At 61.0% G+C, this 12,764-nt stretch carries 15 protein-coding genes; 5 read left to right on the top strand and 10 right to left on the bottom strand.

Going from position 1 to position 12,764, the window contains the following annotated elements; genetic code table 11:
* Position 1 precedes the first annotated feature (1 nt).
* Positions 2-628 carry a type I-MYXAN CRISPR-associated protein Cas6/Cmx6 gene (gene cas6 / locus LKE08_RS11635; protein ID WP_324704393.1) on the bottom strand — a complete coding sequence of 209 codons (627 nt, stop codon included), beginning with the start codon at positions 626-628 and terminating at the stop codon, positions 2-4.
* Positions 625-1,614, bottom strand: a complete 990-nt coding sequence (locus tag LKE08_RS11640) for a WYL domain-containing protein (protein ID WP_324704394.1) — start codon at positions 1,612-1,614, stop codon at positions 625-627. The genes cas6 and LKE08_RS11640 overlap by 4 nt, the downstream gene beginning before the upstream one ends.
* A 710-nt stretch (positions 1,615-2,324) precedes the next feature.
* Between LKE08_RS11640 and LKE08_RS11645 the strand changes: the two genes are divergently transcribed.
* The gene (locus LKE08_RS11645) at positions 2,325-2,564 is read left to right on the top strand and encodes a hypothetical protein (RefSeq protein WP_324704395.1); all 240 of its coding nucleotides are present in this window, start codon (positions 2,325-2,327) and stop codon (positions 2,562-2,564) included.
* Positions 2,565-2,761: 197 nt separating this feature from the next.
* Here the strand turns inward: LKE08_RS11645 and LKE08_RS11650 are convergent, their stop codons facing one another.
* From LKE08_RS11650 to LKE08_RS11675, 6 genes are all read right to left on the bottom strand, one after another.
* Positions 2,762-3,673, bottom strand: coding sequence for a hypothetical protein (locus tag LKE08_RS11650; RefSeq protein ID WP_324704396.1), 912 nt, complete (start codon positions 3,671-3,673; stop codon positions 2,762-2,764).
* Positions 3,674-3,991: 318 nt separating this feature from the next.
* Complete coding sequence (locus LKE08_RS11655) at positions 3,992-4,555, bottom strand: hypothetical protein (RefSeq protein ID WP_324704397.1); 564 nt, start codon at positions 4,553-4,555, stop codon at positions 3,992-3,994.
* A gap of 159 nt (positions 4,556-4,714) precedes the next feature.
* Positions 4,715-4,999 (bottom strand): hypothetical protein, encoded by a 285-nt coding sequence (locus LKE08_RS11660; RefSeq protein ID WP_324704398.1) that lies wholly within the window; start codon positions 4,997-4,999, stop codon positions 4,715-4,717.
* On the bottom strand, positions 4,986-5,906 hold the full coding sequence (locus LKE08_RS11665; protein ID WP_324704399.1) for a 3'-5' exonuclease: 921 nt from the start codon (positions 5,904-5,906) through the stop codon (positions 4,986-4,988). Before LKE08_RS11665 ends, LKE08_RS11660 begins: the two co-directional genes overlap by 14 nt.
* Before the next feature lie 46 nt (positions 5,907-5,952).
* Positions 5,953-6,177 carry a hypothetical protein gene (locus tag LKE08_RS11670; RefSeq protein WP_324704400.1) on the bottom strand — a complete coding sequence of 75 codons (225 nt, stop codon included), beginning with the start codon at positions 6,175-6,177 and terminating at the stop codon, positions 5,953-5,955.
* Positions 6,178-6,316: 139 nt separating this feature from the next.
* Positions 6,317-6,721 carry a helix-turn-helix transcriptional regulator gene (locus LKE08_RS11675; protein WP_324704401.1) on the bottom strand — a complete coding sequence of 135 codons (405 nt, stop codon included), beginning with the start codon at positions 6,719-6,721 and terminating at the stop codon, positions 6,317-6,319.
* 320 nt (positions 6,722-7,041) lie between these two features.
* On the opposite strand from LKE08_RS11675, the gene LKE08_RS11680 reads away from it, so the two are divergent.
* The 4 genes from LKE08_RS11680 (at position 7,042) to LKE08_RS11695 (ending at position 10,888) form a co-directional block, all read left to right on the top strand.
* A complete protein-coding gene (locus LKE08_RS11680; protein ID WP_324704402.1) occupies positions 7,042-8,214 on the top strand; it encodes a helix-turn-helix domain-containing protein in 1,173 nt (390 codons plus the stop codon).
* Positions 8,205-8,642, top strand: coding sequence for a hypothetical protein (locus tag LKE08_RS11685; protein ID WP_324704403.1), 438 nt, complete (start codon positions 8,205-8,207; stop codon positions 8,640-8,642). Before LKE08_RS11680 ends, LKE08_RS11685 begins: the two co-directional genes overlap by 10 nt.
* Before the next feature lie 14 nt (positions 8,643-8,656).
* Positions 8,657-10,057: a hypothetical protein gene (locus LKE08_RS11690; RefSeq protein ID WP_324704404.1), complete on the top strand. Its 1,401-nt coding sequence runs from the start codon at positions 8,657-8,659 to the stop codon at positions 10,055-10,057.
* A 63-nt stretch (positions 10,058-10,120) separates the two neighbouring features.
* Complete coding sequence (locus tag LKE08_RS11695; protein ID WP_324704405.1) at positions 10,121-10,888, top strand: hypothetical protein; 768 nt, start codon at positions 10,121-10,123, stop codon at positions 10,886-10,888.
* 7 nt (positions 10,889-10,895) lie between these two features.
* On the opposite strand, the gene LKE08_RS11700 is transcribed toward LKE08_RS11695, so the two are convergent.
* Complete coding sequence (locus LKE08_RS11700; protein ID WP_324704406.1) at positions 10,896-11,837, bottom strand: ParB/RepB/Spo0J family partition protein; 942 nt, start codon at positions 11,835-11,837, stop codon at positions 10,896-10,898.
* The gene (locus tag LKE08_RS11705; protein WP_324704407.1) at positions 11,834-12,589 is read right to left on the bottom strand and encodes a ParA family protein; all 756 of its coding nucleotides are present in this window, start codon (positions 12,587-12,589) and stop codon (positions 11,834-11,836) included. The genes LKE08_RS11700 and LKE08_RS11705 overlap by 4 nt, the downstream gene beginning before the upstream one ends.
* Between the last annotated feature and the right edge of the window lie 175 nt (positions 12,590-12,764).

Consider the following 12,764-nt stretch of genomic DNA (forward strand, 5'->3'; position numbering starts at 1 on the left):
TTCAACACTCCTTTACCGGATAAAACCAGCCACAGCCGAAGTGTTTCCGACCTCCCAAGCCACAACATTGCAGTTTGATGGAGTCTTCGTCTTTCAATCCTTCAACGCAGACACCGAAGCCCAAAATATTCTGGTGGCGAACTTGCAGCGCCCGCAGTGCCAAATCCCCATCGGCGTTACTTTCGATGTGAACGGTCGCGTCAATTTCGAGAGATTTCAGCGCCCGTTGACAAGACTCTAAAAAATGTACCGGAGCTTCTTGGCTGTGCCATTCTTTGAGTTTAAAAGTCACGAGTCGCGATCGCAACAGGGGACTGGGTTGGACGAGCGACATTCGCGGTTGAACCAAGCGAACCAGATGACCGCGCACGTCGAGAACCGCGTTTTGCAAACTGCGATACCACTGTTGGACTTGTTCGGCCGGACAGCGCAACCGCAGGCGAGAAGAACGATTGAGGAAAATGGTGCCGTCGCGATCGCCGACTCCCGGAACGCTGCACAGCAACACCTCGGGGGGAAATGTTTTTCCCTCCAATACCGTTTGCTTCAGAGCCGAATAAATCGAATAGCCGTGGTCGGCCGGGAGCGTTTTACCCCTGAGTTGAAATTGAATTTCCAGATAATTCATCGTTCAAATTTTCCAGATTCATTTTGTCGGGACATCGCGTTTGTTTCCTCTCGAAGCATTGCCACCAATTCGGGCGGATGTCTGGCGATCGCCCCCTTGCCGTAGCCGAGTACCCAGCGCTTGATGTCGTTCAAGCCCGCAGCCGTGAAGCGGAGCGCGATCGACCCGTCGGGGCGTTCCTCGATCGTCTGCGTCCCGTGCCAGGTTCGCTCGGTGATGTACGGCGCCGTTTCCGCGTCGAAGTCGATGACGACATCCACCGGTTCGCCGCCCACCTCGTACTGAAAGCTGTCGCGCAGTTTTTCCTTTAAATTGAAGGTCGGGTCGCGCTCGAACGTCTCCTCCAAAACCTTCAGCTCCCGGATGCGATCGACCCGAAAGGAGCGGATTTCTTCCCGCAGGTGGCAGTAGCCCCACAGGTAGGGATTGCTGGCCCGGTAGATGTCCAGGGCGTAGGGATCGACGTACCGCTCCGTGGGGGTCTGCTTCTTGGGCGAAAAATATCGAATCCACACCCGCCGCGATCGCGCATTTGCGTCGAGCAAACGGGTCCAAACGTCCGGGTCGAGGCGAATTTCGCCACCCGCCCGAAAGTGGACGCGCTCCTCCGCCAACTGCTGCAAATCGACCTGAATCGACTCCGGCAGGCGTTCGGCGAGGCGGTCGATCGCCGACTGCAAGACGCCTTGGTAGACCGAACCCGAATAGGATTGCAGCATCCGCGCCCCCAACGTGAGGGCAAACAGTTCGCCCTGAGCCAGCGGCAGGCTGGGCAGACGCCAGGTGGCGTCGGTGTAACGCCAGCCCTCTTTTTTGGAATACCGGAGCGGCGCGTGAAAGCGATCTCGCAGAAAATCCAGGTCGGCCGAGAGGGTGCGCGTGCTGACTTCGCACCGTTGAGCGAGTGTATCAGTTGTTTGCCGTTCCACTCCTCGAATTAAGTTGTCGATGACGAGCAACCGTTCGAGTTGGCGAGATTTGGACATGGACCTTCGATGTAGGGTATGAAATCAGCTTAAAATCCCAACTCTGCAACCAGACTTCAGACTTCGGATTTAATTTGAATGCCCGTCCGCGAAATTCTTCCAAACGATCTCAGGGGAAGAATGCGACGACCGTCGGGCGGTCGGTGGCCCGTCGCATCGCCACCTCGTGAACTCGGCGTTGCCATCAGGGGCGTGGAGCTCCGTTGAGAATGGTTCTGTCGGGAATGCGATCGATATCGGGAGTTTTCGTAGAGGTGCGGACAGGGGCGATGAATTCGGCACTCAAACGGACAGTGCGCCATCGAACGCTCCTCTCGCCGTCCGTCGGAGGGGGGCTGACGGACCGGACAACCTCAAGCATACGCCAGCGTGGATATCGCCAGCCCGGATGTTTTACAATTCTTAATTGATCCGCAAATGCCGGGGCCATTACAATGGGTTTGCGAGTCCCCGCCCGCCACCGTCAAACAGTGGGAAAGGTGGGAAAAGTGGGTTGATTTATCTTTCAAAAATGCGGGAGATTCGGGAGTGCCGCCACCCGCGAAATGCGCCCGCCCGAGCGATCGCGCACTTGCTGCCCCCGCCACCACCATTGAAAAAAGCCCGTCAGCGCGACCCTTTGGAATTGTCGATTTCAATGCCGTCACCCCCGGCGACGCGAATCTTTGCGGGGTGGGGATAATGGAAGCATCCGTCCCAGGTACAGACTCATGTTCGCCGAACTACTCGCCGCCTTCCTCGTCGCCCAAAATCAACAATGCGACCCATCCTACCCGTCCGACATCTACGGGAACCCCATCTGCATCCCCATTAACGTCCGGGACTTGGACTGCGAGGATTTGGAGGAGGCGGGGATGACCCTGCCCATCGTCGTCAGACAACCCGACCCGCACCGGCTGGACGGGGACAAAGACGGCCTGGGCTGCGAGGGGGGGACGCGGTGGGAGTGATGCCGTCCGGCAAGTGGAGCGATCGCCCGCACCGAAACAATTGCCATCCGGCAACCCGAATGGTCGGAGGACGACCGCCAGGGGACTGCTTGTACCTCCCATCTCCATCGTTTCCCGCAGAACAACGGCGGGGGCAAACGTTCGTTCTAGGGGAGAGGGCGCGATCGCGTGCAACTCTGTCGGTCGGGAAATGTCGGTCACTGGCCGTTGCTCAAGCCGGTGATGTCGATGACCTCGTTCAGGTCTGGAATTGACTCGGCGTTCAGCTTGAAGGTCAGAGAATAGGTTTGGAGAGTTTTATTAATCTCACCAATTAAATTTTCGGGGTAGTCAGGTGGCAGTGGGGGATTATCTGTTGTTTGACGACTTGCTGGCAGACCTTTGAGAGCCAGCGCGGTGAACAGATATTCTTCGAGGTTGACATAGGTTTGGTATAGGGTCATGTGCGTCTCCGCATTTTCCTCCAGTTGGAAAACGGTGGTGAAGGACGCGGTAAATAGGGAGACTGTGACGCTGGTGATAAAAATCCCCTTCGTCACGTCACCGACCCCATCCCAACCTTTCCGAATCAAGGTGGAAGCTGCCACCCCCGCTATGACCGTAGCTATGCAGGTCATTGTCGTGAAGATGGTCAGCCAGTAGTACATATCCCGGGCGATTCGCAGGTTGGTGATGGCTCGATTTCTGATGGTATAAATTTGTGCTTTAATTCTTTCCTGATGAAGGGTGCTAAGAATCGCGCTGTCGAGATATTTACTCAGGTCAGGATAAGGAGTTCTCTTGTTGTAGTAAGTGCTGTTGATGGGATTGACGGGAGTTTGCTTGATCCAAAATATTCGCCAGAGTTCGATCCGGGAATAATATATCAAATTGTCTCCCCACCTGTTGCACAGATTTGAGGTGGTATGAGAAATGGTAATGCCGAGAAGGAAATAAAGTAAGGATGTTAGCAGCATCGATGTGGGGAACAATATCAGTCCTAAATTCTGTCTGACGAAAGCTCCAAGTTTAAGGCGATTTTTTACGAACAAGCTAATTCTTTGGAAATCGATGCGATTGAGTTTTTCCGGTGCCTGCGCCGCACCTCCGTCACCGTCGGAATCCGTCATTTTGGGAACCTCCCCATTTGCTGATTAGTCGTGAACTGCCAACTGCGGTCGTCCGCAAGTTCAACTGAGTCAACGGCTCTCAACCGTCGCTTCACTCGCGGTTTGTACCACAATTGGACGAGCGCCATTGCCCCGTCAATCCCGAAGATATCGACGGCGATCGCGCCCGAACGTTCGATTGCAAATCCGTTATAGCCTGCGAAAATCCGAGGCGCACCCATTTGGATACAATTCTTCATCAACTGAGAATGCGACCGTTTAAAGAATAGTTTAGTGATGGCCATTTCTCTGACGAAAATGCGGGTTTTCCCACCGCCGTCACCCGAACGGTTTGCCCCACCACTTCCAGCATTCTTTGTTGAAGGGCGATCGCCACTTGAGGATGAGTTCCCGCTCCAACTTTAGTCGGGCGGTTCGGTCGGTTGGAACGTCCCACCAAAAGCCCGTCCGCACGAATACCTGTAAGCCGCAGTCCCGGTGCAGTTGGATGTAATTGCCGATGTAGGTGCGGCAGTCGTGGACGCCCCCCCACCGTTCCTCCGGCGATCGCTTCGTTTCGCCGACGTAGAGCAGCAGCGGCGCGGGTTCAGCCGCATCGGTGACAAAGTAGAGGCAGGTCTGGCCGCCCGTCGCCCCGCCGTCGAAAAATTCCCAGGGGTGGGGCGCGAGGGAGAAGGGGTCGATGGCGTCCGCATCGTGGCGGTCGGGTGCGAAGTCGAACAGCGCCGGCTGCTCGGGTCCGATGCCGTCCCGGACTGATTGTTGGTGGCCGAATATCTGCCGCTTCCACCGCAGCAGGGCGTCCGCGTCCATCTTCAGCTTGGGCTTGCGCTTCGGGATGGGGGGCGGTTCGGGGAGGTCGAATAAATTGAGCTGATCCATTGCATCGGTACGCTGGCGGACATTCCAGGGTAGCACGGCGATAAGAATCGTTTCCCCCAGAACAAACCGCTGACGGCGACCGCACCCGCTGGGGCGGACGGGTCAACCTCGAAGAACGCCGTCCCACGGGCAATCGGGCGTTTCCCCCAGAACAAAATATTACTGTCCGTCCGCGTCCCTCGCCTCGACAAACTCCAACTCTCCGTCAACGTACCGCGTCCCCGGCGGCGCCCAATTCTCTTCGGGGTCGGGATGCCAGGGATTGTCGATGGGTTCGGCATCCTCCCCCAGCCCCAGGAAGTCTCGGTACCGCACCGCATCGGCGGTGGGGTCGGACTCGAAGTCCGGGCAGGCATCCCCATCGACGCCGCTCGGATGGACGGCGCAGACCAGGTAATGGCTCCAACTGTAATAGCGGCACCGGAAGCAATCATCGACGATCATCGGCGTCCCCCGCTGTCAAGAACGGCTTCCATTCTTCGGGCAGGCGATCGCGGAATTCGGGGTAGGGGCAGGCGAAGAACTCGGAGGCCCCCGCCATCTCCTTCAGCAGCTCCAGGGCGGCGAGGCAGTCATCCAGGGCCCGGTGTCCGCCGCCGAGGGGTTGCCACCGATAATTCCCGTGGTGGTCGTCCCACTCGCCGCAGTACCGGGCGTAGAGCTCCATCAGGCACAGGGAGCGATCGCGGGCGAGTCCCAACTTCGGCAAGCCGCAGATTTGGCGGGAATGTCGCAGCGCCCCCAGGTCGAAGGACAGATTGTAGGCCAGCACCAACCGGCCCGCGATCGCCCGACGGAGTTGTTCCCAGATTCGGGGCAGCGTCGGCGCGTCTTGCACCATCTCGTCGGTGATGCCGTGGACGGCGGCGGCTTCGGGTTCGATGCTCCCGGACGGTTTCACCGGGGTATCGAGGAGGGCGTTCCCGGCGCGGTCGATGACGGCGACTTCGACGATCTCCGGCGCGTCCAGGCCCGTCGTCTCGGTGTCCAGGATAACGAACTCTCGGTCGTCGAGGATGTCCCGGGCTTGAAGGATCGCCAGGGCGCGATCGTGGAGCCGCCAACCGTCGAATTCCATCCACGCATCGAACTGCCTCGAACGCTCCCGCCGCTCCCGCAGGTTCGCCAGGTGTTCGAGCTGCTTCGGAGAGCATCGGCGCTTCGGCTTGCAGGCGGCGGGGTCGTAGAGCTTGAGAATGTACTTCTTCGTCTCGATGTAACCGACGGGTTCGGCCGGTCTGAGTCCCATCTCCGCCAACTGCTTCTGAGTTTTGAGGTGCGGGGGCGGGGGGTTGCCGCCGCCCCACCAGGAATATTCGGGCAAAGGTTCGGTCATGGGTCGCACTGACATCGGCATCGCTCCCCCCATTTTCCCCCACTTCCCGACCCGCACGGCGTCACCCGCCGGGGTCGCCCCCCTGCACCCTTTCGGCCAGGGCGCTGAGGATGCGATCGACCTGGAGGTGCCTCGCATCTTCGATGAGGGCGAGGATCTGGGCCGTCGGGATGTCGCAGATCTCCTGCGTTTCCCGGCACAGCCTCACTTTTTCGTCGAACGGAAGGGCGACGACCAGCCGCTTGGCTTCCTCGTAATCCGTCGGAAAATACTGTCGCTTTCTCATTGGGACCCAAGTTATATCAATCCGATACATTCAAATGTATCAATATGCCGCCGCGACTCGAACCGCCGCGACCGGCCGTCATTAACCTCACGTTAACGTTTGAGGCAAAAAAAATGCCCCGGGGGGGCAAAAGCGGGGATTACCGCAGGGTGGCGTGGAGTTCGCGGCCGTTTTCGGAAGTATCGGGTTCGGACGGCTTGCGGTTCAACTCGTGAAAGCGATCGGCCATCACTTTCATCAGCTCGGCCAGCTCTTGCTGATCGAGGGTCATGACGGTTTCCTTGAGTATGGCGATGTCGTCGGCGCTGCGGGGGTCGATGTCCTTTCCGTCGTAAGCCATCGTCAGCCAGACTTTGCGGCGGGAGCCGGGGGCGAGTGTTTCCATCGCCGTCAAAATTTTGTCCAACATATCGTCGGACGGCGAAACCTGGCCCCTCCGAATCCGGCTCAGATATCCCGATGACGTACCCGCACCCGCGGCGATATCTTTGACTTGCAGTTGGAGCCGATTTTGTACCAGGCGCAGGGCTTCATAAATCTTCATCTAAAAACCCCGGAAAAATGTTCTAGGAAAGGAGATTATCCGCTAGAATTTACATCTAGGGTCGCTCAATTAAACTTTAACGTTTTAATTCCCGTTCGCTGACGGGGATAAAGAGGCGACCCGCTAATCCCAGCGTACCACACAGAGGAGGTGAGAATGCCCGTCGGCGAACATTCGCCAAATTAAAAGCCCCGGAACTATTGACGTAGCTCCGGGGCGCCTGAAAGCAAAGGGCTTTCAGATTGATCACTTAATACTGAACAAAATTATGACACACGACGCATCATTTCGTCACCCCTCCGCAAAAAATGGAGGTGGACATGACTTTTAATTCAACGATCCTCGGCGAAGTCAAGCACCCGACCAACCTCCTGAAAGAGTACCTCGCCGCCTTCAAGAACCGCTGCCAGGCCGCGATCGTGAGCTGGTTCGACGGCTGGGGCAAGTGGGCGTGGGCGACCGTCCGGGGGCTGGCAGAAGAACTGGGCTACCACAAGGACACCATCTGCACCCACCTGAACAAATTGGTGCGGGCGGGCATCCTCCGACGAAGGGAGGCGAAGCGGTGGCCCACCGATAAGGCCTACGAGTACCGCATCGACCCCGAAGCCCTGGTCGCCCTGGTCTGGGAAAAGGCGATCGCGTCCCTGATGTCCCTGCCGCCGAAGGCTTTGGCATCTGTCGGAAAATTCGGACATGGACGGGCGGATATTCCGACGCCGACGGGCGGAAATTCGGACAATAACGTAAATCTTTCCGGTAAAGAATCCGTAAGTTCACAAACGGCGTTCGTGGAAGAAAAAATTTTGGGGGGACGAGAAGAGGAAACCCGAGGTGCGGGTGATGCCCCCGACCTGGCGGACGCATTGGAAGCCGTCGCCCGGGCGAAGGCGGAGATAGTCGAAGCGACCGATACCCGCCCACCGGAGGCGATGAAAGGTGCCGCGCCACAACCGGAGGACAAACCCGAGTCCCCCGTCCGACCCAGACCGTCGGGTGGGGACGGATCTTCCCCGGCGGATGTAGCACCGAAGGATTACAACTGCGCGACACCCGAAGCCGATCCGAGGTACGGGGAGATGAACCCCTACGAGCAGGAGGCGGTGGATCTGGCGGCGGAGGGAGCCGAGGAGCTGATGGGGGGGCGGCTCACCCCCGGCGTGGTCTGGCTGCTGTTGAGCAAGCCCCCGGCGGTGATTCTGACGGCGGTGAAGGCGGCGCTCAAGTACGCCCGCGCCCAGCGGGGGAGCGGACGCCGCATCGACCGGCCCATCGGAGTCCTGACCAAGGCGATCGGAGACGAGTGGAAGCCGAACAAGCCGCCGCAGAAGGGACAGAATGGCGCGTGGCGCGAGTACGAAGCGCCGGTGCAGCCCCTCCACAAGCTGAAGAAAATGTACGGCGCGGGCTGGAGGGAAGCCGCCAAGCACTTCGGACACTCCGATACGGCTATCGCCGAGTTTGAAGCCGGGGGAGGTGCGCCATGCCGATGAACCGGAAGCTGTACCCCCGAGACTGGGACGACATCGCCCGCCGCGTGAAAGACCGGGTCGGGTGGCGCTGCGAAGAATGCGATCGCCCGTGCCGCCGGCCGGGTGAATCGTGGCCGGAATTGGTGGAGCGCCTGTACGCGATCGACTTCCGCTGGTACGCCCAGAGCTGCGAGGAAGTGACCGACCCCGAGACGGGCGGGTGGACGGCGGTGGAAAAGCCCGGCCGGTTCGTGCTGACGGCGGCTCACCTCGACCACGACCCCCAAAACTGCGACCCGTCCAACCTGCGGGCGCTCTGTCCGGCCTGCCACCTCCGCCACGACCTGGACCACCACATCCGAACCCGCAGGGCGAACCGCCACCGGCGCAGGGAAGCGTCGGGGCAACTGACCCTATTCGACACCGACCGACCCGACCCCCTTCGTTAAATCAGGAGTCCACCATGTCCACCCTGTTCGACCTCTCCGCCTACACCGCCGACCCCTCGGCCGTCGGCGACTACGACATCGATGCCGACCCCCGTTCCGCCGCCGACCCCGCCTGGGACGACCTGGATCTGCTGGCGGCGATGGGTGCGCGATCGCGGATCGCCCGCTCCCCCGGCATCTCCGAATCCGAACTGGCCCGACACCTGGGCTGGACGACCCGCCGCCTCCGGCAGTCCCTCGATCGCGTCCGCGATCGCGTCGAACCCCACGGCGACGGCTGGCGGTTGCGGATTCCCCCAGAACAAGCGGACGAAACGGCCGACGCCGACCCTGCCGCCATTCCCCTAGAACAGACCGACGAAACGGCGTGGAAACCGGGCGATCGCGTCGGGTATCGCAAGGCTCCGCATCTCGCCGGGGAGGTGGCGGAAATTCTGCCCAGCGGCCGGGTGAAGGTGCGCTGGCCGGACGGCTCCCGATCCGCCTGCCACCCCCGCAGCCTCGTCGCCGCCGATGCCGCCGACGTTTCGCCCGACTCCGACGATGTTGTTCTAGGGGAAACACCGAGTTGGGAGCCGGGGGCGCGGGTCTTGCACCCGAGGACGGGTCGCCGGGGGGAGGTCGCCGCCGTGCTGCCGTCCGGGCGGGTGCGGGTGAGTTGGGATGGCGGGGGTCGGCGCAGCGCGGTATTGCCGTCCGGCCTCGTCACCGATCCGTCCCCGTGGAAACCGGGCGATCGCTTCCGGGAAAATTCCCGCCTCGGCATTCTCATCGAACGACAGCCGTCGCGGCGCGTCCCCGATGGTTGGTACGCGGAGTTCGACGGCGGGCGCCGCTGCCTGGTCAGTGAGCGGTACATCGAACCGGCTCCCCTCGACGCCGACGGTCAGTTCTGCCTGCTGGCGTCCGACAGCCCAGCCGACCCGGACGAACCGCCGGAACCCGGCCCCTCCCATCCCTTCCATGCGGGCGATACCGTCCGCTACGAGGGGGAAGTCACCCCCTACCGCGTCGAGGCGATCCACGGCGATCCGCGCAAGGGCTGCGATCGCGTTCAAATCTGCCCCCCCGACGGCTCCCCCCGCTGGGAACGGCCCGAGGTGCTGCGGAAACTCGACGTCCCCGACGATCCATCGACTCCCCCAGAACAACCCAAGAAGAAGCGCCGCTCTCCCAAGGGGCGGGGGACGGGTCGGATTCAGTGGTGCGAGGCGAATAAGAAGCGGAATGCCGCCAAGGGGAAGCCGCCGAACCGCTACGCCATCTATCAGTACAGCTACACCGATGACGGCGGCTTGCAGGTGAAGCGCTCCGTCACCCTCAAGAAGTCCCAGGTGGCGCGGGTTGCCGAGGCGATTGAGAGTGGTACCCCCCACACCGACATCCTCGCCATGCTCGGGGTGCCGAAGAAGTAAGAGAACTCGTGAGATACTGAAGGTACATTGAGGGTTCGGAGGGTCTGCCGCATGAATTCACGGGTGCGTTTGTCTGTCGCCGTCGCCGCGATCGCGCTGCTGTCCGCCTGCGAATCCCGCACCGTGGGCGACTTCCTCCGGACGCGCCCGGACATCGACGTGCAGCCCCTCCCCTCCGACTGCCCTCACCTGCCCGACGGACTTCCGGTCGGACTCGACGCTTCCACCCAATTCACCTGCCGGGACGATTACGCCTTCGCCATCGCCGTGGATTCCCAAACCCAGCAGCCCGATTTTGTCGCCTACTGCGTCGCCGGGGCGGATGACACCGACGCTCCTCCTTCACCCCCGCCGCCTCCCCCGCCTCCCCTGCCCGACCCGGACGTTCCCCCGGACGACCTCCTCCAGCCCGACGACTACGAGAACGTCGATGCGATCGGCTACGAACTGGGCCGTCACTTCCCGCCGTCGCTCCCCCACACCGACCCGGATTCCCCCGCCTACGCCGTCAACCTCGCCCCCCGTTCTGCCGACCTCGAAGCGGTGTGGCGCGACCTGGAAGCCCACCAACTCGAACTCCTCAATCGGCACGGTTCCCTCTGTGCCATCACCGGCCCATTTTTCTTCGACGGCGATACCCGCCGCTTGCCCTCCACCGATAAATCCCACCGACTCCCCGCTGGCTATTGGATTCTCCTCACCCTGCCCGATGGGAGCCGCCAAGCCTACGTCTACGAACAGGAGACTCCCCCCGATACGGACTTCCGCCTGGGACGGACCGAACTGTTCGAGCTCGAATCCTTTGCCGGGTTGGTCATCGTGGGCGACTGACGGCCGTTCATTCCCCTCCGAACAATTCCTCCAACTGCCCCAGCAGCTTCTCCAACTTCCGCCGCTTCTTCGGGTCGTCCCACTTCGCCACCTTCGCCCGCTTCGCCAACTTCGCCATCCGCTTCTCGGGCGTCTCGTTCGTCTCCCCCTCCGTCGCCTCCGTTGTCCCCCGCAGTTCGGTGATGCGCCCCCGGATTTGACTCAGGGATAACTTCTGCGCGATCGCCTCCTCCAACAGTTCCCGCCGCTTTGACTCGTCCTTCACCTGGGCGATCGCCATCGCTTTGGTGTAGGCCAGTTGCCCCGACCGCACCGCGTCGAGTACGTCTTCGGGTTTGTTGAGCAGGGCCAGTTTGGTTTCCACGAAGGATTGCCACGCCAGCCCCGCCGCCGCGAAACCGTCCTCCACCGCCCGCGCCTCGTCGCTACCCAAAACGTTTTGGGTAACTTTTCCTTTCCCCTCGTTCCGCATCCGGTGAAGGAGGGACACCACCTCGCCGCGGCTTTTGTCCAGCCGCACTTCCAGCAGCTTCAGCATCCCCTCGGCTTCCTCGACCGGGTTCAGGTCTTCTCGCTGCACGTTCTCCAGTAGGGCCAGTTCCAGCGCTTGTTTGTTATCGAGTTCCCGCACCACCACGGGAACGTCCGTCAGCCCCGCCAGCTTTGCGGCTCGGTATCGCCTCCCCCCGGCGATGATTTCGTATCGGTCCCCGACGGGGCGCACCAGCAGCGGTTCGAGGATGCCGTGTTTCCGGATTGTCTCGGCCAGTTCCTCCAGTTTGTCCGGGTCGAAGTGCTGCCTTGGTTGGTAATCCGGCGGCTTCAGTTTCGCGATCGGCAGGGTGGTGGCGGTGCGTTCGGATTCGGATTCGGCTGCGGGTGCGCCGAACAGCAGGTCGATCTTGTCGCCCAGGCTGCCGTTGTAGGGTTTGTCTCGCTTTCTAGTCATGAGTCGGTGTCGATTTCCTCCGCGATCCGTTTGAGTACCTTTACGGCTGGGTGCTTCGGTTTGTACAGCGCCAGGGGCTTGCGCTCCTCGGCGGCGTCGGGGAAGGCGGTGCTGTCCGGCACGGGCTCGAATACGGGCGCCAGCGCCGTCAGTTCCTTCCGCATCTGGTCGTAGGTGCGGCCGTGCTGCGATCGCCGTCTGTCATATTTCATCGGCACGAATCCCGCAAATTCCAACGTCGGGTTCAGGTGTTTCCGCACCCGGGCGACGGTTTCCAGCAGCAGCCCCGTCCCGAAGTAGCTCTTGAATTCGGTTTCGATGGGGACGAGCAGGTGCGTCGATGCCGCCAGCCCCAGGATGGCGAGGAGTCCCAGGCTGGGTGGGCAGTCGATGAGGATGTAGTCGTATCGGTCCGCCACCGGCTCCAGCGCCAATTTCAGCCGCCGTTCCCGGTTCATCGCCCCCACCAATTCCATTTCGGCGACGCTGAGGGTGATGTTGGTCGGGACGATATCGGTCAGGTTTTCGGTTTTTTGGATCGGCAGTTCCCCCTTGTCGAACAACGCCTCGTACAGGGTCGCGTCCAATTCGGTCGGGTCGATGCCGCAGAATGTGGTCAGCGATGCCTGGGGGTCGAGGTCTACCAGCAACACCCGCCGCTTGCGTTTGGCGAGGGCGTAACCCAGGTTCATCGTCAGGCTGGTCTTGCCCACCCCCCCGCATTGGTTGAACGTGGCGATAATTCGGCTCACGATTGTCTCTCTCCTGTCTCTTTCCACTGTAGCGCTTTCGTCCATTCTCGCAGACGGGCGTCCGTTTGGCGATCCGATTTTTCAATCCGCGTAGCGCACCTATCGCTTCCCCATTACCCAAAACGTTTTGGGTAACTCGCCCTTCCGTCCGCATCCCGTCGGGATAACTCCGTCC

The organism is Lyngbya sp. CCY1209 (genome assembly GCF_035615495.1).
Taxonomy (GTDB): Bacteria; Cyanobacteriota; Cyanobacteriia; order Cyanobacteriales; family Microcoleaceae; genus Limnospira.

Bases quoted from the DNA above. Each gene is read 5' to 3' on its own strand.
- LKE08_RS11650 (WP_324704396.1), bottom strand. From the start codon at position 3,673: ATGACGGATTCCGACGGTGACGGAGGTGCGGCGCAGGCACCGGAAAAA.
- LKE08_RS11670 (WP_324704400.1), bottom strand. From the start codon at position 6,177: ATGAGAAAGCGACAGTATTTTCCGACGGATTACGAGGAAGCCAAGCGG.
- LKE08_RS11680 (WP_324704402.1), top strand. From the start codon at position 7,042: ATGACTTTTAATTCAACGATCCTCGGCGAAGTCAAGCACCCGACCAAC.
- LKE08_RS11640 (WP_324704394.1), bottom strand. From the start codon at position 1,614: ATGTCCAAATCTCGCCAACTCGAACGGTTGCTCGTCATCGACAACTTA.
- LKE08_RS11645 (WP_324704395.1), top strand. From the start codon at position 2,325: ATGTTCGCCGAACTACTCGCCGCCTTCCTCGTCGCCCAAAATCAACAA.
- LKE08_RS11665 (WP_324704399.1), bottom strand. From the start codon at position 5,906: ATGTCAGTGCGACCCATGACCGAACCTTTGCCCGAATATTCCTGGTGG.
- LKE08_RS11655 (WP_324704397.1), bottom strand. From the start codon at position 4,555: ATGGATCAGCTCAATTTATTCGACCTCCCCGAACCGCCCCCCATCCCG.
- LKE08_RS11690 (WP_324704404.1), top strand. From the start codon at position 8,657: ATGTCCACCCTGTTCGACCTCTCCGCCTACACCGCCGACCCCTCGGCC.
- LKE08_RS11675 (WP_324704401.1), bottom strand. From the start codon at position 6,721: ATGAAGATTTATGAAGCCCTGCGCCTGGTACAAAATCGGCTCCAACTG.
- cas6 (WP_324704393.1), bottom strand. From the start codon at position 628: ATGAATTATCTGGAAATTCAATTTCAACTCAGGGGTAAAACGCTCCCG.
- LKE08_RS11660 (WP_324704398.1), bottom strand. From the start codon at position 4,999: ATGATCGTCGATGATTGCTTCCGGTGCCGCTATTACAGTTGGAGCCAT.
- LKE08_RS11685 (WP_324704403.1), top strand. From the start codon at position 8,205: ATGCCGATGAACCGGAAGCTGTACCCCCGAGACTGGGACGACATCGCC.
- LKE08_RS11700 (WP_324704406.1), bottom strand. From the start codon at position 11,837: ATGACTAGAAAGCGAGACAAACCCTACAACGGCAGCCTGGGCGACAAG.